The organism is Thermoactinospora rubra (assembly GCF_002093975.1).
GTDB classification, from domain to species: domain Bacteria; phylum Actinomycetota; class Actinomycetes; order Streptosporangiales; family Streptosporangiaceae; genus Nonomuraea; species Nonomuraea rubra_A.
This window is the reverse complement of record NZ_MSZZ01000011.1, coordinates 170,431-193,193: the sequence shown is the minus strand read 5'-3', so window position 1 is coordinate 193,193 and position 22,763 is coordinate 170,431. Positions and strand designations below refer to the sequence as shown.

The 22,763-nt window shown below is 70.8% G+C and carries 22 protein-coding genes; 6 read left to right on the top strand and 16 right to left on the bottom strand.

The window, feature by feature from the left end:
* Positions 1-85 precede the first annotated feature (85 nt).
* Complete coding sequence (locus BSB02_RS21035; RefSeq protein WP_240506551.1) at positions 86-1,660, top strand: ABC transporter family substrate-binding protein; 1,575 nt, start codon at positions 86-88, stop codon at positions 1,658-1,660.
* 104 nt (positions 1,661-1,764) lie between these two features.
* Positions 1,765-2,721: a GNAT family N-acetyltransferase gene (locus tag BSB02_RS21030; protein WP_143590958.1), complete on the top strand. Its 957-nt coding sequence runs from the start codon at positions 1,765-1,767 to the stop codon at positions 2,719-2,721.
* Here BSB02_RS21030 and BSB02_RS21025 read toward each other — a convergent pair.
* From BSB02_RS21025 to BSB02_RS20990, 8 genes are all read right to left on the bottom strand, one after another.
* Positions 2,635-4,179, bottom strand: coding sequence for a PLP-dependent aminotransferase family protein (locus tag BSB02_RS21025; RefSeq protein WP_084960937.1), 1,545 nt, complete (start codon positions 4,177-4,179; stop codon positions 2,635-2,637). The genes BSB02_RS21030 and BSB02_RS21025 overlap by 87 nt on opposite strands.
* Positions 4,176-5,351, bottom strand: coding sequence for an arginase family protein (locus BSB02_RS21020; RefSeq protein ID WP_084960935.1), 1,176 nt, complete (start codon positions 5,349-5,351; stop codon positions 4,176-4,178). The genes BSB02_RS21025 and BSB02_RS21020 overlap by 4 nt, the downstream gene beginning before the upstream one ends.
* A gap of 5 nt (positions 5,352-5,356) precedes the next feature.
* Entirely contained in the window at positions 5,357-6,559 is a 1,203-nt protein-coding gene (locus tag BSB02_RS21015) for a diaminopimelate decarboxylase family protein (RefSeq protein WP_084960933.1), read from the bottom strand.
* A 12-nt stretch (positions 6,560-6,571) separates the two neighbouring features.
* The gene (locus tag BSB02_RS21010; RefSeq protein ID WP_084960931.1) at positions 6,572-7,111 is read right to left on the bottom strand and encodes a 2OG-Fe(II) oxygenase; all 540 of its coding nucleotides are present in this window, start codon (positions 7,109-7,111) and stop codon (positions 6,572-6,574) included.
* On the bottom strand, positions 7,108-7,569 hold the full coding sequence (locus BSB02_RS21005) for a hypothetical protein (RefSeq protein WP_143590954.1): 462 nt from the start codon (positions 7,567-7,569) through the stop codon (positions 7,108-7,110). Before BSB02_RS21005 ends, BSB02_RS21010 begins: the two co-directional genes overlap by 4 nt.
* On the bottom strand, positions 7,566-8,711 hold the full coding sequence (locus BSB02_RS21000) for a diaminopimelate decarboxylase family protein (protein ID WP_084960927.1): 1,146 nt from the start codon (positions 8,709-8,711) through the stop codon (positions 7,566-7,568). The genes BSB02_RS21005 and BSB02_RS21000 overlap by 4 nt, the downstream gene beginning before the upstream one ends.
* A 93-nt stretch (positions 8,712-8,804) precedes the next feature.
* Complete coding sequence (locus BSB02_RS20995) at positions 8,805-8,987, bottom strand: hypothetical protein (protein ID WP_143590952.1); 183 nt, start codon at positions 8,985-8,987, stop codon at positions 8,805-8,807.
* A 124-nt stretch (positions 8,988-9,111) separates the two neighbouring features.
* Positions 9,112-9,885: a phosphotransferase gene (locus BSB02_RS20990; protein WP_143590950.1), complete on the bottom strand. Its 774-nt coding sequence runs from the start codon at positions 9,883-9,885 to the stop codon at positions 9,112-9,114.
* 360 nt (positions 9,886-10,245) lie between these two features.
* On the opposite strand from BSB02_RS20990, the gene BSB02_RS20985 reads away from it, so the two are divergent.
* From BSB02_RS20985 to BSB02_RS20970, 4 genes are all read left to right on the top strand, one after another.
* Positions 10,246-11,571: an MFS transporter gene (locus BSB02_RS20985; protein WP_084960921.1), complete on the top strand. Its 1,326-nt coding sequence runs from the start codon at positions 10,246-10,248 to the stop codon at positions 11,569-11,571.
* Entirely contained in the window at positions 11,568-11,864 is a 297-nt protein-coding gene (locus tag BSB02_RS20980) for a hypothetical protein (RefSeq protein ID WP_084960919.1), read from the top strand. The genes BSB02_RS20985 and BSB02_RS20980 overlap by 4 nt, the downstream gene beginning before the upstream one ends.
* Positions 11,861-12,916 (top strand): hypothetical protein, encoded by a 1,056-nt coding sequence (locus BSB02_RS20975; protein WP_084960917.1) that lies wholly within the window; start codon positions 11,861-11,863, stop codon positions 12,914-12,916. Before BSB02_RS20980 ends, BSB02_RS20975 begins: the two co-directional genes overlap by 4 nt.
* 114 nt (positions 12,917-13,030) lie before the next feature.
* Positions 13,031-13,984, top strand: a complete 954-nt coding sequence (locus BSB02_RS20970) for a hypothetical protein (RefSeq protein ID WP_084960915.1) — start codon at positions 13,031-13,033, stop codon at positions 13,982-13,984.
* 524 nt (positions 13,985-14,508) lie between these two features.
* Here BSB02_RS20970 and BSB02_RS20965 read toward each other — a convergent pair.
* The 8 genes from BSB02_RS20965 to BSB02_RS39800 form a co-directional block, all read right to left on the bottom strand.
* Entirely contained in the window at positions 14,509-16,182 is a 1,674-nt protein-coding gene (locus BSB02_RS20965) for an FAD-dependent monooxygenase (RefSeq protein WP_158088691.1), read from the bottom strand.
* Between the two features lie 112 nt (positions 16,183-16,294).
* Complete coding sequence (locus BSB02_RS20960) at positions 16,295-16,852, bottom strand: sensor domain-containing protein (RefSeq protein WP_084960911.1); 558 nt, start codon at positions 16,850-16,852, stop codon at positions 16,295-16,297.
* 93 nt (positions 16,853-16,945) lie between these two features.
* Positions 16,946-17,251 (bottom strand): MTH1187 family thiamine-binding protein, encoded by a 306-nt coding sequence (locus BSB02_RS20955; RefSeq protein WP_084960908.1) that lies wholly within the window; start codon positions 17,249-17,251, stop codon positions 16,946-16,948.
* 57 nt (positions 17,252-17,308) lie between these two features.
* On the bottom strand, positions 17,309-17,632 hold the full coding sequence (locus BSB02_RS20950) for a hypothetical protein (protein WP_084960907.1): 324 nt from the start codon (positions 17,630-17,632) through the stop codon (positions 17,309-17,311).
* An 11-nt stretch (positions 17,633-17,643) separates the two neighbouring features.
* The gene (locus tag BSB02_RS20945) at positions 17,644-18,321 is read right to left on the bottom strand and encodes a uracil-DNA glycosylase (RefSeq protein ID WP_084960905.1); all 678 of its coding nucleotides are present in this window, start codon (positions 18,319-18,321) and stop codon (positions 17,644-17,646) included.
* 69 nt (positions 18,322-18,390) lie between these two features.
* A complete protein-coding gene (locus tag BSB02_RS20940; RefSeq protein ID WP_084960903.1) occupies positions 18,391-19,389 on the bottom strand; it encodes a hypothetical protein in 999 nt (332 codons plus the stop codon).
* 154 nt (positions 19,390-19,543) lie between these two features.
* On the bottom strand, positions 19,544-20,041 hold the full coding sequence (locus BSB02_RS20935; RefSeq protein ID WP_084960901.1) for a hypothetical protein: 498 nt from the start codon (positions 20,039-20,041) through the stop codon (positions 19,544-19,546).
* A gap of 95 nt (positions 20,042-20,136) precedes the next feature.
* Positions 20,137-22,719, bottom strand: coding sequence for an AfsR/SARP family transcriptional regulator (locus BSB02_RS39800; protein ID WP_158088690.1), 2,583 nt, complete (start codon positions 22,717-22,719; stop codon positions 20,137-20,139).
* Between the last annotated feature and the right edge of the window lie 44 nt (positions 22,720-22,763).

Below are 22,763 nucleotides of genomic sequence, written 5' to 3'. Positions count from 1 at the left end.
CACCGCTTGCGGTGGTGGCGGCGGTAGCACCGGCGGCCAGCCGAACGCTGAGCAGTCGAAGAAGAATGAGCAGCTCGCGGCCGAGATGCCGAGCATCTCGATCAATCCCGTGCCCTACGAGCAGGTGAAGGACGGCGGCACGCTGACGCTGGCCGTCGGCCAGTGGCCGTCGCAGTGGAACGGCATGCACATCGACGGCAACCAGCGCGACACGGCCGACATGCTCGACACCGTCATGCCGATCATGATGGTGTCCGACGAGAAGGCGAACTTCACGCCGAACCCCGACTACCTGCTGGATGCCAAGAGCGACATGTCGTCGGGCAAGCAGGTCGTCACCTACAAGATCAACCCGAAGGCGAAGTGGTCGGACGGCACGCCGATCACCTGGAAGGACTTCGAGGCGGCCTGGAAGGCCAACAACGGCCAGAACAAGAAGTTCAAGCCCGCCTCGACCGGCGGCTGGGACAAGATGGAGTCGGTGAAGAAGGGTGACACCGACCAGGACGTCATCATCACCTACTCCAAGCCGGACCCGGAATGGATGGGGCAGTTCTCCCGGTCGCCGCACCTCATGCCGGCCAAGCACATCTCGACGCCCGAGGCGTACGAGAAGGACTACCTGCAGAAGATCCCCGTGACGGCGGGCCCGTTCAAGGTCGAGAAGATCGACGAGGCCACCAAGACACTCACCGTCGTGCGCGATGAGAACTGGTGGGGCAAGAAGCCGAAGCTGGAAAGGATCATCTTCCGCACCATCGAGACGCCGGCGGCTCAGGTCAACGCCTTCGCCAACGGCGAGCTCGACGCCGTCGAGATCCCGCCGGGCAGCCCCGCCGACCTCAAGCGGGCCAAGGAGGTCCCGAACGCCGACATCCGCAAGGCGTTCGCCCCCAACTGGCGGCACATCACCGTCAACAACCAGTCCGAGTTCCTCAAGGACAAGTCCGTCCGGCACGCGGTCGCCTACGCGATCAACCGTGAGGTCATCGCCCAGTCCGACCTGAAGGACATGGACTGGCCGATCGCCACGCTGAACAACCACGTCTACATGGCCAACCACAAGGGCTACCAGGACAACTCCGGTGACCTGGGCAAGTACAACCCCGAGAAGGCCAAGCAGCTGCTCGACGCCGCGGGCTGGAAGCAGGAGGGCGAGTACCGCAAGAAGGACGGCAAGGAGTTCGCGCTCAAGTTCGTCGTCCCCGCGGGCGTGCCGTACGCCAAGACCGAGGGCGAGCTCGTCCAGGCGATGCTGAAGGAAGTCGGCATCAAGATCAACATCAGCGCGGTGCCGGACGACAAGTTCTTCACCGACTACATCATCGACGGTGACTTCGACCTGGTGCCCTTCTCCTGGATCGGGACCCCGCTGCCGCTGAGCGGCCTCCAGCAGATCTACAAGACGGGCTCGGAGAGCAACTTCCCCAAGGGTAGCGACCCGGCGCTCGACGCGGCGATCGAGGCGGCCGTCACGGAGATGGACCCCGAGAAGGCCGTTCAGAAGGCCAACGAGGCCGACAAGCTGATCTGGGACATGGTGCACACCATCCCGCTGTACCAGCGCCCGCAGATCGAGGCGTGCAAGAAGACGCTGGCCAACTTCGGCTCCTTCGGCTACAAGTTCAAGAACTGGACTGAGATCGGGTTCACCGCCTGATCTCACCTGAGCGGAGGCCCCCGTCCGGACTCGTCCCGGGCGGGGGTTCCGCTTGTCCGCACCAGGCGGGTTGCGGCGGGCGAACAGGCCGTTATGCTGCCAGAGTGGATCTTCTCTGGCGGCCGCTGAGACTGTCCGACGTGCCCGCGTGGGCGGACCTCCTCAGCCAGGTGGAGGCCGTCGACAAGAAGGGCGAGAACTACGACCTGGCGGATCTGCACGACCAGCTCGCCGATCCACGAGTCGATCTCGCCACGGCCAGCGTCGGCGCCTTCGACGGAGCCGAGCTCGCCGGATACGGAATCATCCGCTTCCGGCCGCAGGGAGCCGCGGTGCTCGTCGCGACGATGGAGGGCGCGGTGGCTCCCCGGCACCGCAGGCAGGGGCTCGGCAGGCAGCTCATCGACTGGTTCGCCGAACAGGCGGCGGTGGTCGGGCGTCGCGACTTCCCCGGCCGGTCGCTGGAGCTCCGCGTCCACGCCAGCGAGCGCAACGAAGGCCAGGCGGCTCTCATGGCCGCCACGGGCTTCGACCCGGTTCGCTGGCTGCTCGACCTGGAGCGAACCCTGGACCAGGACATCAGAGCCGTTCCCGTCCCCGAGGGAATGGCGGTCGTCGGCTTCGACGCTCGTCCCTCCGAGGCCGTGCGTGCCGCCTGCAACGACGCCTTCTCCGGTCACTGGGGCAGGGCTCCCGTATCGGAGAGGGAGTGGCACAGCATGGTTGCCAGCTCCGCCTTCCGGCCGGAGCTGTCCTTCCTGATGACCGAAGCCGGCGGTGCGAGGGTGCTCGGGCTGCTCCTCGCCCACTACTATCCGGCCGACACCGAGGTCACCGGGGTCAAGGAGGCGTGGATCCATACGCTGGGCACCATCCGGGCCGCCCGGGGCCGGGGAGTCGCCGGCGCGCTGCTCGCCCACGCGCTGGCCGCCTACCGTGACCTGGGCTACGAGCGGGCCTCGCTCAGCGTGGACTCAGGCGACGCCTCCGGGGCTCTGCGCCTGTACGAGCAGGCCGGTTTCGTCGTCGCCCACCGGTGGACGGTCTACGCCAGAGGCTGACGGCTCCGGCTGGGCCATCGCCATGAGATCCAACGGGGCCAGCCCGGGATAGTCGCGCCGCAGCGTGGCGAAGTCCGGATACCGCGCCAGCCGCCGGAACAGCTCGATGGCGGCGTGGAAGGACGGGCCGGTCCGCGCCCCCATCGCGATCTTGAACAGGCCGCGGCGGTCTCGCACCCGCGGGATGATGGTCTCCCACCGGTGGGACCGGAAGCCGAAGCTGGACCCCCAGTCCAGGCAGATGCCCTGGCGGCGGGCTTCCTCCCGGACGACGGCCAGGAGGAAGCCGTGGTTGTCGATGGTGTCCTCGGCCAGCTGGCACACCACGAACGGCGCGTGTCGCAGCGGGCCCTCCACGACCGTCAGGCTCGGATGAGCGATCTTGCTGAACAGGCCCGTCTCGTGCGCCAGCGCTCCCGCCAGATCCCGGTTGTTGATGAAGACCTGACCTGCGTGACGGGCAAGCCACACCGGATCTGCCAGGAACGGCGCGTCCAGCGCGGCGATGGCGTCCATCGACAGGGCCGTGCCGGTGATGGACCTGATCATCCGTAGGTACTGTCCGAACTGCTCGGCTGTGGGAGTGCCCTCGTCCTCGTGGCAGCTGTAGATCGAGACGATGCCGAGGTTCGCCAGCTCGAGTCCCTGTTGGTCCAGCTTCAGGCCCGAACGCACCTCGATCACCAGCAGGGGGGACCCGTCCCGCAGGGCCTCGAGCACCCGCCCACCCGGCCAGGTGAAGGACGCGAGCGTCGTGTCGAAGACCAGCGCCCGGGTCCTGCGGTGGCTCCTTCCCCGCCAGGCCCGGGCAAAGGCCCCCAGGTCGAGAGCGGTCAGGTCCCAGGTGTAGCGGACCGGCTCGACGAACAGCATGTCGAACCCTCCGCGGCCGACCGCCGACAGCAGGTCGGGGATCGCCTCCCACGTGAACGACCCCGATCTCAGCAGTTCGAGCACCATGTCCGTCTCGAAGTAACCGCCCCATACGCCCACACGCAGCGGATCTTGCTCCGTGGCCCTGACCATGCTGCGATAGCACTGCAGAACGGCGGAGATGGCGGCCATGCCACTGCTGAACGCCACGTGGTCGGCGCGCCAGCCTCGCGGGGCGGGCGCCGCCGTGGCGACGCGCCGTTCCAGGCCGGTGGGGTTGGCGCTGCGCTCGTAGATGTAGCTGATCGTGTCGCCGGAAGGGAGAGCCTTGGCCGGTCCGTGCACGGGCGAGCGGAAGTGCGGGTCCGCGTGTTCGTGCGCCCTGGCCAGCAGGGTACGGCGGAGCCGTACCGCGATCTGCTCCAGCTCGCGCTCGGCGGCCAGCGGGGCGGTTCGCGTCAGCGCGCTCACGGCTGCCAGGCGGTCGGCGATCGGCCTGAACCGGCGCTCGTCGTCGGAGGAGGACCGGCACAGCCGGGTCAGCTCGGCCAGCGTCTCGATCTCCAGCTGCAAGCCGTCGCTCATCGGCGCCCTCGTCCCAGCGTCGCGTCCAGGACACGAAGGATGATCTCCGCGGCGACCAGACCGGAACGATCGGCCTCGTCGGGAAGGAGTTCGACCAGATCCATCCCGACGACGCGGCGTTCGGCGCACACGGCCTCCAGCAAGGAGATGAGCTGGGGGCCGCTGAACCCGCCGGGGAGCGGGGTGCCGGTGGCGGGCATCGTCGTGGGATCCAGCCCGTCGACGTCGACGGTGAGGTAGTACGGCAGATCATCGGGCAGCCCGTCGAGCACCGTGGACACGGCTCCGCTCGCCGTCGTCCCCGGCCAGCGGATCACCTTGTCGGGCGTGTAGGGCTCCTGTTCGGTGAGCTGCCTGATGCCGAACTGGGCGATCCTCTCCACCCGGTCGTCGCCCACGATCCAGCTCATGAAGTTGCCGTGATGGCAGTCCTCCCGCCAGTCGTCGGTCCGCGCCACCGCGTAGTCGGCGTGCGCGTCGACGTGCAGCACGCCGAGGCGGGGATGGGCGGCGAGCATCCCGCGTACGGCGGGCAGCGTGATCGAGTGGTCGCCGCCCAGCAGCACCGGGAACCTCCCCGCGGCGGCCAGGCGCGCCATGACCTGTTCCACCGCGTCGAATCCGGCTCCGTTGCGGCTGAACACCGTCCCGGTGACGTCCCCGATGTCCGCCAGCCGTACACCGGACAGGACTCTCCGGCCGCGGACGGGATCGTGCATGCCGCTCGGGACGCCCTCCACGACCCGGTACTGGAACAGCGAGCCGCTGACCCGGCGCAGGTACTCCGGGCCGAAGCGCGTCCCCGGCCGGTACGTCACGGCCACGTCGTACGGCATGCCCAGCACCACCGCGTCGGCCACGTCACCGCCGAGAGCCTCGGCCATGGTCAGCACCGGGCTGCGGAACAGTCCGCCCGCCCGCCCGGCGACGGCCGCCCGCGGTTCGTGACGGACCAGCACCCGCCTGGCCAGCAGCTCCTCGACGGCGGAGCTGACCGTGGTCGCGGCGTCCCCGGCTCCGAGGCTGGAGATGGCCGCGTCAACGGTGCTCGGCACGGCGAACTGGCGGACCAGTGCGGTCAACGCGCGGCCCAGCCGGATCTCCCTGCCCTCCGCGACGTCCCAGAAGGTCTCCTCGCCGGTCCTGACCAGCTGGGGATTGACGACGAGCACGCCGTTCACGCGAACGCCGCCGTGGTGAGCCGGGTGAGGGCGACGCCGTCGAATCCGTACTCCGCCGGTGGCGGGATCCGGTTGAAGCGGCGCGAGTTGGTCATCGTGTAGGCGCCCGACGCGGTGATGACCAGACGGTCGCCCACCTGGCACTTGGGGAAGTCGAACCGCTGGACGCGCCCCTTGATGTCGGTGCCGAAGAAGTCGTTCTCGTAGAGGGTGTTGCCCGCGATCAGGCCCGGCTCCCGCTGCGCGGAGTCGGCGGCCGGGTCGGCTGACAGCACCTCGGGTCTGTGCCACGGCGCAAGGTTCCAGGCCGAGGAGTCCACCGTGACCACCCTGGTGCCGTAGTGGGGATGGTGCTCCTCGACCGAACGCACCTCGGTGAACAGGTAGCCGTAGACGGCCAGCACCGCCCCTCCCGGCTCGAACCTGAAGGAGATCTGCCGCCCATGCTGCTCCTGCCACTCGTCGACGAGCTCCCGCATCCGCCGGAACGCGGTGATGGCCCGGCCGCGGTGCGCGTACAGGTGGAAGAAGCCGCCGCCCAGATCGATGGTGTGCACGTCGGGGAACTGCGCCGCGATGATCAGGGTGTAGGTGACCTTGTAGAGGAGCGACTCGGGGGTCATCTGCCCGGTGTGCAGGTGAATCCTGGTGACGCGCAGCCGGTGCCGTTCCAGGACGGCGTGCAGTTCGGGATCGGTGATCGTGACGCCGAACCTGCTGTTGCCGCCGAAGGTCGCATCCGACTCCAGGCGGGCAGGGAGCGGAACCCTGACCCTGAGGCCCACGTCGGTGCCGGGAAAGTGCTGCCCGTAGAGGTCGATCTGTCCTCGGGAGTCCAGGTCGACGACGATGCCGCTTCGTGCGAAGCGGGCGAAGTGGGATGGAGAGAAAGCGGGGCCGGTCGCGGAGATCTCCTGGAACCCGGCCTCTTCGGCCAGGTCCAGCTCGCCGACGCTGGCGACGTCGGCGCCCACGTCCATCCGCGCCAGGTAGGCCAGGATCTCCGGCGTGTGACAGGCCTTCAGCGCGATATTCAGCCTGGCGCCCTCCACCGTGGAAATGTCCTGCTGCATGCGCCGGACCGTGGCGGCTATCCCCGGCAGATCGTAGACAAGCGCGGGGGTCTCCACCTCCGCGGCGGCCTCGAACAGCCGCCAGGAAGGCTGGGACATGAGCGGCTCAACCCTGAGGTCTGCCATCGTGGCTCCTTTTCAGCCTCTGCGGGCGGGGGGACGTGCCGGAATGGTCACCAACGTGTAGCGGACGTGGTCGCGCACCGGATCGACCCAGTGCCAGGCGGCCGGGTCGTGCTCGATCAGGGTGCCCGCGCGGTCGGGCACGAACTCCATGCGCCCGGGTCCGGACTGGACCACCAGCCCGTCGACCTCGGAGTCGGTGAGCATGTACAGGCCCTGCTGCAGGCTGTCGCGATGCGGAAGGATGTAGTCGCCGATGTCGTACCTGTTGATCTGGAAGTAGAAGTTCCGCAGGTCGCAATCGGGTGTGGCGATGCCCTTCAGGATGGTCAGCGCGAGGTCGCGGGGCATTTGCGCCATCTGGAGCACGTGATACCTGTCGTCGTCCTCGTACTCGGAGTCCCGGTAGGGGTTGAGCGGGTCCCAGTCGGCCGGCCTGTTCCGCTTGGCCGCCGGGTCGGGATAGTCGCTGAACAGGCGCCGGTAGCGCTCGGCCATGGCGATGATCTCGCCGCAGCCGCGCACGACGTCGGGAGTGATCGAGATGCCGTTCACGCGCGTCCTCCGATCGTGACCGTGTATCGGACGTCGGCGCGGACGGGACTGGTCCAGCACCAGGCGTCCATGGCCGGCCGTACCGGTGTCCCGGCTGTGTCCAGAACGCGCGTGAACTCCTGTCCGTCCCAGAACGTCAGGCCGTCGACCAGGGAGTCCTGCAGAGCCACGTGGACGCCCCAGCCGGCGCCGGCGACCTCCTCCCCGAAACGGTGGGGCAGCGCGTAGTCGCCGCGCGAGTAACGCCGCACCACGACGACGTCCGGTTCGCCGGGCAGGGCCGCCAGGTCGACGACGTCCAGGACCGCCGCGCGCCGCGGATCCTCGGCTCCGAGTTCGAGCACGGCGTACCGCGAGGCCACACCCTCCAGGACCGACTCCTCGGACGGCAGGTCGATGAAGGACGGGTCGAGGGCGCGCAGCACCGCCGGATCGAGTAACGCCTGATGAGTGCTCACTCTGTGAAGTTCCCTTGCTGAATGGGGACGAGCGCCGCTTCGTACGGCAGGGCGAGCCCGTGCATGGACCGCGCCATGCTGGTGACGTAGGCGCCGGCGGCGTTGAAGACCAGCCGGTCACCCACCCGCAGGCCGGCGGCGCGTGTCTCGCGGGTCACGTAGTCCTCCTCATAGCAGCTCGCACCCGCGACGGCGTAGGTGTCCACGGGGGTGGAACGGTGGGGGATCTGGGCGACCAGGCGGGGTGCGGTCCAGGCCAGGAGGTTCCACGCCGAGGCGTCCACGGTGGCCACGCGGTGTCCGGCGGGGTGCCCGTCCACGGCACGGACGGACACCACCAGGTAGCCGGCCAGTGCGGTGAGCAGCATCCCCGGCTCCACCACGATCTGGAATCGCCTGCCCCGCTCGTCGGCGAACCGGGCCAGAGCCGCGGAGACCTCGGCCCACGCCTGCCGGGCCTCGGCCGGCCGCGTGTAGAGGGCGGCGAGCCCCCCGCCGAGGTTGAGGGTCGTGACCGCGGGGAACTGCTCGGCGCAGGCCAGGAGCGCCGTCGTGAGCTGTCGCGCCCGGCGCGCCGTCATGAGCTCGCCCGAGTGCGCGTGGAGCCGGACCACCTCCACGTGGTAGCGGCGCAACAGCTCATGCAGTTCGGGATCCGCCGGATCGACGCCGAAGCGGCTCCACTCGATGCCCTTCCCCGTCCTTTCCGCGGGGGAGACCGGGATGCGCACACGCAGGCCGAGCCGTGCGCCGGGACCCACCTCGTCGAGGAACACCCGGAGCTGAGAGACGCTGCTGACGTCGAGGAGGACACCCCGTTCGTGGAAGCCGGCCAGGTCGGGGGCGCTCAGCGCGGGCGCGGTCGCGGTGATGACCTTCATGCCCGCGGCGAGGGCGAGATCCAGTTCGGCCGGGCTCGCGATGTCCGCGCCGAGCCCGAGACCGGCCAGGTGCCGCAGGACAGCCGGGCAACGGTTGGCCTTGACCGCGAAACACAGCAGGACGTCTGGTATCGGGGACAGATCCCGCCGCAACTCGGCCACGGTCTCGCCGATCGCCGCGAGGTCGTAGAGGACGGCGGGTGTCGGCGTCGTCGCGGCGGCGTCAAGAAGGGCGCGCGGAACCACATCGCGCACGATCATGTGTGCGTCAACCCCGTGGTGTGCTGGTGGACCCTCGGTGGGCGCGAGGACGCCCACCGAGTTCTGCCGACCTAATGGCGGTCGTTCAGATTCTCAGTTGCTGCGAGGCCTGCTGCCGCCCAGCGGGACGAGGTCCATGTTGATGGGACGAATCGAGGATTCCTCCACGTCGGACAGGGCGTCCTCGCCAATGACGGAGTCGGAGTCAAGACTCCAGTCGCTGGTGTTGAAAGCGGCCTCGAGTTTGGCCTCGAGTTCTTGCAGGGCGTTGGACATGAATCCTCCGTACATAACTCTCGGCGACACGCATCGCGCGAGCGCCCCCGTTGGACGCCCTGAGTACCTTACTAGGCCATGACTGACTTATCCAGTGTCAGTAAATTGTTATGGCCTGTTGACTTCAATGGAATTCTGAGTTATATGGTTCCGCCGGCAGCGGGAATCTGCCGAGGTCGACCGTGGCGAGGTCGACAAGGAAGTTGCGCTTATGCGGGTCGTCCCAGTCATCCCATTCGTCGGCGTCGATCAGCGTCCAGACGCCCCACTCGAGGAGCATGTAGCGCAGGACCGTGGGCCATAGGGCCAGCTCGGCCGCGGTGAGCCGGACGTGCCTGCCGTACGCCGAGGAGAACGCCGCCCACTCCGCTCCGGTGAAGAGCCGGGGCGGCGCCGTGGCCGTCTCGTTGTGGAAAAGCAGGGCGGCCAGCGCCAGGTCGAGGATTCTCGGAGCGTACTCGGCGTTGTCGGGGTCTATCAGGACGGGCTCGTCATCGACGTAGACCAGGTTGTTGGCCTTGAAGTCCATGGAGACCACGGCTCGCGGGAGCCCGCCGTCACGCACCGGCGGGAGCGTCTCGGTCATGAACGACTCGAGCCAGGGAGCCATCCGCGCCAGCACCTCGTCGTGGATCTCGGGCGCGTGCTTGCCGAGCACGCGCTGCAGACCCGTGATGTCCTCCTCCACCGAGTCCGCGTCGTGGTCGGGCCAGGGAAACCGCGGCATGTCGGCGGTGGGCGCCTGGGCGGCGTGGATGCGGCCCAGGAGGTCGCCCGCCGCGACGATGTCCGCCGTCGAGCCGTTGTACGGCCGGCCGTCGACCCACGGGTAGGCCACCCATACCCTGTCGCCGACCTGTGCGGGGTTGTCGGAGTCCAAACGGAGAGGTGTCACCACGCCGACACCTTGTTCGGCGAGAGCGCGGACCCAACGGGAGATCGCGACGGCGGAACTCATCGGACCGGTCGTTCTCTTGATCACCGCCTTGACGCCCCCGACTCGAGAGGGAAAGACGGGGGCATAGAGATAACACGACTCTGCCGCGCGTTCACTCTCCGCGACGGCGAAGTGATGGAACACGTCAGGATAGTCAGACGCCTTGTCGTAAGACATGAGGGTTCTCCCGGCGAGAAGTTTCTGGTGGAGCCGACAAAGGAATAAGGCATACGGCGCTTGACGGCCGGAGTCGCGATCTGAGATGGTCTCCACGGCATTGAGTAAAGGGGATAGTAATACACACCGGGGGTTTGGTGCGCCATGCTCCTGCCTTCTGGCGCAGGACTCAGACCGTTTTATTTCATCTGGATCGGTCAGACGGCCTCCACGTTGGGCGGAGGCGTCGCATGGTTCGCGGTCACCCTCTGGGCCTGGCAGTCGACGGGCTCGGCGACCGCGTTGTCCACCTTGCTCCTGGTGAACTTCCTTCCCGGACTGCTGCTCGCCCCCTTCATCGGGGCCCATGTCGACCGGGTCTCGCCCAAGGCGCTCATGCTCTGGTGCGACGGCCTTCTCGCGGCGATCGCACTGACGCTGGTCGCCCTCTACTCGACCGGGCAGCTCAGTCTCTGGCACCTGTACGTCGTGGGCGCCGTGGAAGGAATCGTGGAGACGGCGCACTGGCTCGCCTACTCCAAGGTGGTCCTCCTGCTGGCGGGGGAGGAGGGGTTGTCCCGGGCGAACGGGCTGATCGGCCTGGCCGACTCGCTGTCGACCGTGCTCGCCCCGCTCGCGGGCGGCGTGCTCCTGAGCGCCTTCGGTCTGTCCGGGGTGCTGCTCGTCGACGCCGCCAGCTATCTGATCGGACTGGCGTCTCTCGCGGTGACGGCCATACCCCGAACCGGCCGGGAGCCCCGCGAGGACAGCCGGCGCTCGCCGATCTCCGTGAGCCTCGCCGGAGCGCGCACCGGCCTGGGCTTCATCGTGGCCAGGCCGGCCCTGCGGGCGCTCCTCGTGGTGTTCTTCATGATGAACTTCGTCGTGACCATGGGATCGGTGCTGACCGTTCCCCTCATCATGATGCGCAGCGGCGACGACGCGGCGCTGCTCGGGCTGGTGACCTCGCTGGGAGGGGTGGGCGGAGTTCTCGGCGGCCTGTCGGCGTCCTTCGTGCTGCACCGGACCCGCCGGATCCCCCTCATCCTCCTCGGCATGATCACGGGCTGCCTGCTCGGGCCTTTCGCCACCTCCCTCGGCTGGAGTGCCCCTGTCTGGCTGGCGGCGTCCTTCTGCGCCGGCTTCGTCCTCCCCGTCATCAACGGGGCCTACCAGTCGGTCTGGCAGTCAGCGGTGCCGCTGGACCTCCAAGCCAGGGTCTTCGGGGTGCGCCGAACGGTCGCCCAGCTCGCGGTGCCGTTCGCCATGGCGGTCGCGGGGCCGCTCACGGACCATGTGTCCGTCCTGATGGACGACGGATTCCTGGCCGAGACCTTCGGGACCGGAGACGCGGGCGCGGCCGGGGTCCTGCTCGGGGCGTGCGCCGTGGTCGGCGCGTTGGTCGCGGCGGCGAGCATGCTCTCCCCTTCGGTCCGCGGCGCGGACCGGCACCTCGAACCGACCGCGCGAGAAGGGATGACGGTGACGTGAGCGAGCGGCCCGAGTACGAGAAGACCGAGGGGTGGACGTTGAGTCCCTACGAGGACATGTCGAACGCCTTCGTGTTCTTCAGGGAACCCGTAGGAGTGTTGATCCTCGACAAGTCGAGCTGGCTGGCGCTGGAACTGTCCACGGCCTACCCCTTGGAGACGGCCGCGGCCAAATACGCCGGGATCGCCGGACGCGGGGTGCCTGCCGAGCAGGCCCGGGCGGCCTTCGACAAGCACGTGTCCGCGCTGTGCGCCCAGGGGCTCATCCGCCCGGCGAAGGAGATGGTCTCGTGACAACCAAGGAAGTCGAGAGCGGCCTGTCCACGGGGATCTTCGGCGACAGCCGTTCGCTGAGGGCCAACTCCGACATCTTCTACAAGGGCGTGACCGAACTCTTCGCCGACGTCTTCCCCGGCTTCACGCTGACGTGGCCGTGGCCCGGCTCGCCGTACCATCAGATCCTCATCCGGGGATATCTGGACGAGTCGCTCATCCACCTGCGGACCAGCCGTGAACGCGCCCAGGAGACGGCCCTCGACCTGATCGACCTCCTCGGCCAGGCGCCTGCCGGCCCAGACGTGCCGTCACAGCCCCTCGTCACCATGACTGGTTGGACCGGCAACCCGCTCGGCGAGCGGATCATCGACAGGTTCCACCAGACGATGCGCAACGACGGCCATGACTTCACCGTCGAGATGCTGGAGCCGTCGGCCAACGCGGCGGCGGCCGTCGAACGCGCCCGCGACCTGCTGCACGAGCTGCTGCCGGACGTGGCGCCGCCGACGACCTCCCTCGTCCGCGGGCTCGCCCTCTTCGAGGGCGATCTCAGCAGCGCGTTCGTCAACGGCACTCCCTTGCTGGTCTACCTCAGCGCAGACCTGCTGGAGGATCCGCTGGAGACGGCTGACGCCCTGCTCCACGAGTGCCTGCACCAAAAGCTCGTGGAGGTGAGACTGACGCGGCGGATGCTGCGGGACGGGTACAGCGACGACACGAGTCACAAGATCCTCGTTCCGTGGGGTGGCGCGGGACGGTTGTTCAGCGTCGACCGATCCATGGCCGCGTTCCACGTCTACGTCCACTGCGCGCTGCTCCACCTGGCCGCCGCGGACCGAGCCGAGCTCCTCGGCCTGACGGCCGCCGAGGTGGACGAGCGCCTGGTCTGCCGCTGGGCCCGTGCCGACTTCTTCGGAGCCGCGCTGAGCACTCCGGAGGCCGGGGCGGAGCTCGGCCTGGAGGGACGCCGCCTGGTTCGCTGGCTGCGCTCGGCCAACGACCGGCTCGGGACCGCGACCACCACCGGAGGCGTTCCGCTGGCCGAATATGCGGGGGCCTACGGCCCTTGACATCGGCCATGGGGCGTCGAGTTATCCACAGAACGCGGCTCGGTCCCACATGAGGCCTCCGCCACCCTCCATCCTGGCTCCGGTCGGTTCCCCCGGAGGCCATCGGAGGCTGTCATGGAGATCACTATCTCGCTTCCCGTCGCGCTGACGTCGCTCTTCGTCGTGGCCGTCGAGCGGATGCCCGTCGCGATGGAGTCACTCGTGCCATGGCGCATCGGCAGGCCGTACAAACGGGCGGCCCTCGCCGCCCTCGGCACGCCCGCGCTCACCGTCACCCATCGCCGGTGCGCCTGGCGCCCGGTGGGCGTGAACCTCCCCGACGACGAGCGGCGGTTCCTTCGCCGGGCCCGCCATCACGTCCTGGTGTCCAGTACGGCGCCGCCGCACGATCATCCTCACGCGGTCCAGGTCGCCAGGGCGGCCGCCCGCGCGCTCGCCGAGGAGTGCGGCGGCCTGGTCGTCGACCCGCTCACCGGCTCGGCGGTCGTCGCCTGTGACGGCTGCCCGGGCGAGCGTCCGGAGTTCCAGCTCGGCGACGACTGGGTCGGCTGGGACATCGAGGTGCGCGACCACGCCTCCTGCCCGCCGTGGAACCCCTCGGACAACCACGCCTGCGCCTGCCTTCGCGTCACCTCGCGCGGCCTGCGCCGCTTCGCGCTGCCGGAGCTCACTTTGGAGGGCGCGGCCTGCGCGCACAGCCTCTGCGCCGTCAGCCTCCTCCGCGCCGTGGCGCACCGCCTGGTCACCGACCACCTCGCCTTCGTCGCCGCCCACCCCGGCTCGGCGGCCCGCACGATCAGCGACCACCTCCACGTCGACCGCGACACCCCCGACGACGGGACGCCTTTCCTGGTACGGCTGACGCCCTGCGACGACCCCGGGTCCTTGGGCGCCGTCCCACGGCTCAGGGTCGACCCGGCTCCCGGGGCGACGGACCGTGCGGCGTGCCTCAAGGTCGCCCCACCAGCCGGCTTCTCGGGCACGCTCAACGACTGGCTGTGCGCGACCCAGCGGCCGGGCCTCGTCCGACGGGTGCCGGTCGATGCGGATGAGGCCTGGGCGGCGTGATGGGCGCAGACCCACCACTTGCGTGTCCCTGGGGCAGGGGATCCTGCGGGTACGAAGAGCCCCTGATCCAGCTCGCTGGGGATCCCGGCCGCCCCACCCCGCGGGTTATCCATCCGGGCGGGCTGTCTCCCCCGGAGCGTTGCCCACCTTGGCGGGCTGTTTATCCGGCGAGCGCGCTCGTCACGGGTCGCTGACGCCTTCCGTGGCTTCCCCGTGCGCTGCACAAGCCGGCGCGCGGCTCGCGTACCTGGGTGGGGTCCCACCCGGCACGTGGGCGGTGTATGCGCGGTGCCGAAGCGGGGACACCGGCACGTCGGCACCGTTGGTCCCACCCCGACACGCACGGCCAGGACCGGCCCGGTAGGCAGAGCGATGGTGCCCCAAGCGGCGTAAGACGGTGAGAGGCCGAGGAACGGGCACCGGGGAGGGAAGGCGCCAGAAGGCGCGAGACGGTCAGGAGGTGCCAGAGCGTTAAGAAGTCGCAGAGCTCAGGAGGTGTGTCTGAGCGTTAGGGATGGCAGAGCTCAGGAGGTGCGGGAGAGGATCCGGGAGAGCGCGTCCTCCAGGACGGCGGCCGGGTCCGGCGAGCACGACGTGCTGCGCCAGGCCACGTAGCCGTCCGGCCGGACGAGCGCGGCGCCCGAGTCGCCCACACCGTACAGCTGCTGCCAGGTGCCCGAGATGTCCTGGAGCTCGCCGTTGACCAGGTGGGGCGCCAGCCGTACCCCGAGCTTGTCCCTGACCGCGCGCCCGGCGTCCGTCCAGGCGTGTCCCTTGGGCCCGGCGACGAGCACGAAACCGGAGCCGTAGAGGTCGTGCGTGGAGATGGTGCGGCCCTCCCAGTTCAGGGGGACGTGGGGAGCGCGGCTGCCGGGGCGGCCCGTGGGGGTGCGAGGGTCTTCCAGCAGCGAGCCGTCGTCGCCCGGTTCCGGGATGATCGCCGAGGAGCGGTAGCGGTACCCGAGGATCGCGGCGATCGGGTCCTCGAGAGGCTCGGGGTAGTCCGAGCGCATGGAAGGAGGCATGCGGACGGCCAGGTTGGCGAGCTGGGCGTTCGCCGTGAGGGCGCCGATGGGGCGGCGTTCGGCGTCGTAGGTGTCGAGGAAGCCGGGACCCGCCTGGCCGGACAGCACCAGCCACAGGCGCCAGGCCAGGTCGCAGCCGTCCTGGAGCGCGGTGCTGCCGCCCTGGCCGCCGGTGGGCGGCATCGTGTGGGCCGCGTCCCCGGCGAGGAAGACCCGTCCCTCGCGGTACCGCTCGGCGAGCACGTGGCCGAGGGTGAACGTGGTGGTGTCGAGGATGCGCACGTCGAGGTCGGGCACGCCCGTGCCGATGCGGACCAGCTCGACGCAGCGCTCCGGCGTGAAGTCGGCCTCGCTCTCGCCCTTGGCCGGGTCGAAGTTCACGCCCAGGCCGTGCCCGCCCACGCCGGTGCCCGTGATGAGGGCGCCGGTGAAGACGTCGTTCTGCAGGTACCACAGGGTGACCTCGCGTTCCCGCACCAGCTGGGACAGGTCCGCGTCGAACAGGATCGAGAACATGTGGCCCAGCTCGCCCTTGCCGGACACCGGGATGCCGAGCCGCCGGCGCAGGGGGCTCTGCCATCCGTCGGCCGCGATCACATACTGGGCCCGGACGACCGTCGTGGCCTCGCTGTTCGTCGTCCTGCTGTCCGTGGTCCCGGTGTCGGCCGTGCCCGGGGTGGCCGCGGGCGCCGTGCGAGGAAGGGCGCGGAGGGTGGCGGTCACGCCGTGCTCGTCCTGCTCCAGGTCGACCAGTTCGGTGGAGAAGCGCAGGTCCGCGCCCAGCTCCTCGGCCTTGGCCCGGAGGATGCGCTCGACCGCCGACTGCGGGACGCCCACGCTCGGCGCGGGCGTGACATCGGCGATGAAGGAGAGGTCGGCGTTCTCGTCGAGGATCATGCGCGGCGCCGGGTCGCGCAGGCTGGAGGCGATCGCGATGCGCATGCCCTCGCCGATGCGGCCGGACAGCTCGGTGAGCTCCTGCTCCAGGCCAGGGACGACGCGGAGCAGCTCCATGGCCCGCCAGTTGACGCCGAAGGCCTTGGGCTGGATCGAGGTGCCGGGGTGACGCTCGACGAGCATGACGGGGACGCCGCGCCAGGCCAGCATTGTGGCCGCGCTCAGCCCGGCGTACCCGCCGCCGACGATGAGGACGGGGATGGTCTCGTGGTTCATGCCTTGACCTCCTGAAGAAGACGCGACATATCGCATCTCAATGGACAGGGACACGATATGTCGCGTCTTCTATTCGGTCAAGGTATATCCGAAGTCGAGTATTACAGGCGGGCTATCGGGAGGAGACGAGCGGGACCGGAGACACCTCGCGCGACGGCGAGGGAACCACCAGGAGAAGCCGCGCATACGCGACCTGCGCCCGGGCGCAGGCGCCCACCACGGCGGGCAACGCGACGACGACGAGCAAACCGGTCAGGACGCACAACGCCGTGCCGATGGTCGGCAGCCGGTACGGCAGGGCCCAGCCGTACAGCGGATAGGCCAGGCACGCCACGCCGACCGTCCACCAGACGACGGTCGCGAGCGCGGTCGCCAGGCAGACGAAGCAGCTGGTCAGGCCGTACACGACGTCCAGCCGCCACTGGCCGCCGCGGCGAGGGGCGCCCAGCCCGAGGCGGCGCCGCTGGCGGTCGGCCAGCGCCGAGGCGGCCGGCGGCGTGACGGCGAGCACCGCGCCACCGGCGGCCACGCCCAGCGCGAGGGGGACGGACGGCCACAGGAGCGAGACGGCCGGCAGCGCCAGCCCGGCCGCCGGCACCACGAGACCGGCCAGGGAATACGGCACGCCCGCCAAGATCCGCGCGGTGTCCCGGTAGATCGACTGCCCCATGGTCGTCACGGTAGGCGGCGGGCGTGGGCGCCCACCATGACGCCAGCATCCTTTCGGGGGTGGTGCTGGCCCTACCCCCGAAGCTCCAGGCTTCTACCCCCGGAGGCCCTGGGACAGGTGCCGTTCCAGGGACTCGACCTTGGCGGTCATCGCGTCCGTGACGCCGGGCCGGATGTCGGCCTTGAGCACCAGGCCCACCCGCGGCGCCACCTCCGACACCGCCTCGACGGCCCGCTTGACGACCGCCATGACCTCGTCCCACTCGCCCTCGACCGTGGTGAACATGGCGTCGGTGCGGTTGGGCAGCCCGCTGTCGCGCACGACCTTGACGGCACGCGCCACGGGCTCCGCCACGCCCTCGCCGACGCCCAGTGGGGTGATGGAGAAGGCGACGATCACTCGGATGCTCCTTCCGCGGACGCCGGGACGGGGCCGCCGCCCCGGCCTCCGCCTGCCTCAGTGGTCGTGGTCGTGGTCCTCGTCGTCCTCGTCGCTGGGCCCCTCGGAGGGCTCCACGCCGAGCTCGGCCTCGCGGGGCTCCACCTCGCGGATGTGCTTGACCAGCTGGAGCACGTGATCCGGCTCGATGAGCCAGTACAGCGCCGTCGCTCCGGTCTCGTCCGTGGAGACCAGCTCGGCCTGTTCCTTGCGCTCCTCGTCGCTGAGCTCGGCCTCCGGGTCGTGGACCTTGGCCAGCGCGGCCGCCTGCAGGGCGGCGACGTCGAGCACCTCGACCGTCAGCTCCAGCGACAGGCGCAGGAACTTCTCTTCATCGCTCATGAACCGAGAGCCTAGGGCAGTTTCCACTCCACGGGAGCGGCGCCTTGCTGAACCAGCAGCTCGTTCGTGCGGCTGAAGGGCCTGGAGCCGAAGAAACCGCTGCGCGCCGACAGCGGGGAGGGGTGGGCCGACTCGATGCGGGGGACGTCGCCGAGCATCGGGGCGAGGCTGCGCGCGTCGCGGCCCCACAGGATGGCCACGAGCGGCTTGCCGCGCGCCACCAGCGCCCTGATGGCCTGCTCGGTGACCACCTCCCAGCCCTTGCCGCGGTGGGAGGCGGGCTTGCCGGGCATGACGGTGAGCACCCTGTTGAGCAGCAGCACGCCCTGCTCGGTCCACGGCGTCAGGTCGCCGTTGGAGGGCGGCGGATAGCCGAGGTCGGCCATGTACTCCTTGTAGATGTTGACCAGGCTGCCCGGCAGCGGCCGCACGTCGGCGGCCACGGAGAACGACAGCCCGATCGGGTGCCCGGGCGTGGGGTAGGGGTCCTGGCCCACGATGAGCACCTTGACATCGTCGAAGGGCTGGTTGAAGGCCCGCAGGACGTGCGCTCCGGCGGGAAGGTACTGCCTTCCCTCCGCGATCTCCTTGCGGAGGAACTCGCCCATCTTGGCGATCTGATCGGCGACGGGCTCCAGCGCCCTCGCCCATCCGGCTTCGACGACTTCGTGCAGGGGACGACCGGCCATGTCCGCTCACCTTACTCGCGCCCGGTACGGCTCGCGCCCCGAACGGCGGCGGGAGCCGTACCGAAACGATCACAACACGGGCGCGACGCGGCCGTCGAGGGTGGCGACGATGAGGGTGCCGGTCTCGGTGAACAGGGCGGAGCCCACGCCGGGACGGCGGAGCACGGTGCGGCCGAGGTCGTCGACGACCTCCAGGGCGCCGCCGTGGACCAGGGCGAACTTCCGGCCGGACGGGTGGGCGGCGACCTCGGCCTCGGCGGCGATGTCGCGGGACCAGGTCTGGCGCCCGTCCGGCGCCACGCCGCGGACGCCCGTGTGGCGGGTCCCCGCGCCATCCATCCAGCGGTCGACGACGGCCGCGCCGTGGCGGCCGGCGGCGCACTCGCCCACGACCTTCAGATCGGTCCGAAGTGGCACGGGCCGCCGGTTGACCAGCAGGACCGGGTGCGGCCCCACCAGCACGGCCAGCGCCCCCCGCTCGGCCAGGCAGGCGCCCCAGGAGCCCGGGGCCGCGGGGGTACGGCCCGCGGCCCGCCAGCCGTGGCGGTCGCGGGCGAACCACAGGTGCCCGTTTCCGGTCAGGGCCAGGGCGACCGTGCGGGTGGGGTCCTCCTGCCAGGCGGCCTCGGGCGCCGTGATGGTCAGCGGCTTGCCGTCGGTCCTGAACACCTGGAGTCCGCGGGCGGAGGCGACGACGGCGTCGGAGTCGCCCCGCACGCTGAGGACACGGCCGGTGTACGGCAGAGCGGTGCCGGCCGCCTCCGACAGGCGGCGCGGCCGCCCGGGTCCCGGGGCGGAGACGACCGCCTCGGGGCAGCGAGCCGTGCAGACCACGTCGGCGTTCCGCGCGTAGGCGTCCCGGTCGGTCCAGACGAGCCGGCCCGTGGCGGTGTAGCCGCGGTAGGACCCGCTGGCGGGGTCGGCGACGACGACGCCGGTCGAGGTGCCGGTCAGGATCACCGGCGGGCCGGCGGCGACGGGGCGGTCCGCCCGGGGAGCGGCGCAGCCGGCGAGCGCGAGGGCCGACGCCAGGCCCACGAACAGGCGGGAACGGGTGGACATGCGCATGGGAGCCTCCCGGAGCAGGGGCGCGGGGCGTAGGCGCGGGGCAGGGCAAGGGCGCGGGCATAGGCGCGGGGCAGGGGCACGGAGCAGGGGCGTGGGCAAGGGCGCGGGGTCACGCCGGTGGTAGGCGTGACCCCGCTCCTCAGAATCGACCGGGTCAGACGTTGCGGGTGTGACCGGTGCAGCGCGGGTCGTCGCCGCGCTTGTCGAAGACGGCCTTGAACTCGGTGTAGGCGCGCTGGTTCTTGGGCACCTTGACGCCGCCGCGCGGGACCGGCGCGCCGTTGCGCTGGTCCTGGGTCAGCGTGGAGCGGCCCTTGCGGATGTTGTCGGGGGAGACCCACGTCCAGTAGATGGGGTCGTGGCCGAGGCGGTTGTCGTGCTTGACCCTGACCTCGACGTTGTTCTTGTTGCGCACGCCGTTGCCGCCGATGGTCCACTCGAACCAGGTGAAGACGTGGTGGCGGCTGCTGTTGTGGTAGTGGGCGGTGAAGTTGATGTAGGCGCCGCTCTTGCTGCACGAGCCCGACGTGCCGGCGAAGGCGGCGGACTGGGCGGAGGCGGTGGCGGGGGCGGCCAGGGCCGAGCCGCCGACGATCGCGGTGGCGGCGAGCGCGGTCGCGGCGAGCGCCGCGCGGGCCGAAGTGCTGATCATCTTCGTTCTCCCTTCTCGCTCGGCAGGTCCTCTGCCGAGGTGAGGAGAACGTAGGGCGGGGCGCGTTGAGGCCATGTTGAGGATCTGTGGAGCCGCTAACGCCCCCGGATGCCGGCGTAGCGGGCGGCGGCCTCGGCGGCGAGGTCGCCGGCCCGGCGGGACAGCCCCTCCGCCCGCGCGACGTCGGCCAGGGTGGCCAGCGCGCGGGCGTCCAGGCGGCGGTCGGCGAGTCGCGCGGCGATGGTCCTGGCCTCCTGCGCGAGGGCGTGGGCCTCGGGGAGCAGCCCGCGCGACAGCCGTACGGCGGCTAGGTCCAGGAGACAGTCGGCCCGCCTGTGCCGGTCGCCGAGCTCGGCCAGCAGCCCGATGGCCAGCTCCAGGTTCCGCTCGGCGAGCTCGTGCCGGCCGGTGCGGTGGGCGACCAGCCCGAAGGCGCGGTGGGCGTCGGCGTCCCGGCCGCCGAGCTCGGCCAGGCAGGCGGCCAGGTTGCGCTCGGCGTCGCCGAGCCTGCCCTGCTCCAGGTGGACCTGGCCCAGGCGGCGCCGTACCTGGGCGACGCCCCGGGTGTCGCCCAGTCGCAGGCAGGTCGCCAGCGCCCGCCGCAGGCACTCGTGCGCGGCCTCCCACTCGCCCCTGGCCCGGTGGAGGTCGCCCCGGTCCCGCAGCGCGGACGCGGCGGCGCGGTCGTCGGGGGCGGCGTCGAGCGCGACCCGGCTGGTGCGGTCCCAGTCGTCCAGGAAGGCGTGGCGCTCGAAGAACGGCGGCAGCAGGTGGGCCAGGCGGAAGGCCTCTTCCCGGAGCCCGTGCGCGTGCAGGTCGCCGGTCAGGCCGACGAGGAAGGCCCGCTCGGCCAGCAGCCAGTTCACCGACTCGCGCACGTCGATCGTGGTGAACGGCTGCTCCGGCCTGGACACCGGCAGGAACCGCGACGCCCGCACCCGGGCCAGGACCACCGGGGCGAGAGCGGCCAGCACCCGGCGCACGGCGTCCTCGCCCTCCTCGTCCACCAGCCGCTCCCTGGCGTACAGGCGGGTCAGGTCGTGCATGCGGTGGCGCAGCTGCCCGGCCTCGTCCACGCCGACGGTCTCCAGCAGGCCCGCCTCGACCAGCACGTCGGCCCCGCCGCCCAGGTGGTCGGCGATCCAGTCGGAGATCCCGGTCGCGGGGAGCGCGCCGAGCCGCCGCAGCAGCCGGCGGGCGTCGCCGGGCAGGTCCTCGTAGCCGATGGCGTACACGCCGCGCACGGACCGGCCGCCCGAGCGCAGGTGGTCGAGCCGGGCGCGCTCGTCCTCCAGCAGGTCGGCGAGGTAGTCCACGGTCCAGCCGGGGCGGGAGGCCAGGCGGGCGCCGGCGATGCGGACGGCCAGCGGCAGCCCCTCGCACAGCTCGCCGAGCCGGTGGACCGGGGCGGGGTCGCGGGTGCGATCCTGGCCGATCAGCCTGCGCAGCAGGTCGACGGCGTCCCGGTGGGGCAGCTCGGCCACGGGCAGGCGGACCGCCTCGGTCAGCCCGCCGAGCGGCGAGCGGCTGGTGACGACCGTGGCGCACGAGGTCAGCAGCGGCCTGACCTGCTCCTCCGACGTGGCGTTGTCCAGCAGCACCAGCATCCGGCGGCCCGCGGTGTAGGCGCGGAAGAGCTGCTCGCGCCGCTCCAGGGCGGCCGGGATGGCCGGCGCGGGGCAGCCGAGCCAGCGCAGGAAGTCCTCCAGCAGCGCCGAGGCGGTGCCCGCGTCGCCCGGCCGGCCACGCAGGTCGGCGTAGAGGATGCCGTCGGGGAACCGCGTCCGGTACGTCCAGGCGGCGTGGACGGCCAGCGCCGACTTGCCCACGCCGGCCATGCCGTGGATCACGACCGGGCTGGGCCGGTCGAGCAGCTCGGCCAGCCGGCTCATCTGGTCCTCGCGCCCGGCGAAGTCGGCCACGTCGTACGGCAGGAGCACCGGCGGCCCCACCGAGACGTGCAGGGACACGTCGTCGTGGAGCATGCGGTGGTAGAGGAGCTGCAGGTCGGGGTCGGGGACGATGGCGTGCCCCTCGTCCAGCTCGGTGCGCAGCTCGGCGTAGGCCTCCAGCGCCTCCACCCGGCGCCCGCTGCGGTACAGGGCCAGCATCAGCAGCCCGCGGAAGCGCTGCCAGGTGGGGTGCTCCTCGACCAGCCGCCGCAGCTCGCCGAGCAGCTCGCGGTGGCGCCCGGCGTCGAGGTCCAGCTCGATCCGCCGTTCCAGCGCGAACAGGCGTAACTCCTCCAGCTCGCGGCGCAGCCTGCCGGTCTCCCGCCAGCGCGTGCCGTCGGGGTCGACGTCCTCCAGCACCTGCCCGCGCCACAGGGCGAGCGCCTCGCGCAGCATCTCCGGCGCGCGCTCGGCGTCGTGGGCGCTCTCCTGGACGAGCCACCGGAAGCGGGCCACGTCGAACCGGTCGTCCGGCACGTTGAGCACGTAGCCGCCGGGGACGTTGGCGATGGCGTCCTTGCCGATGACGCCGCGGAGCCGGCCGACGTAGCCGCGGATCAGGGAGTCCGACCGGTCGCCGTCCTCGGCGGGCCACAGCATCCGGCGCAGGCGCTCCACGGTCAGCGGGCGGCCCGCGTTGAGGGCGAGCACGGCCAGGAGGTCGCGGTGTTTCGGCGCGGTGGGGGTCAGGTTTCGCCCCTCCACAACCAGGTCAAGCCCGCCCATAATTCGTAAGTTCATTGCCGGACCACTCGCCATTGACAAGAATC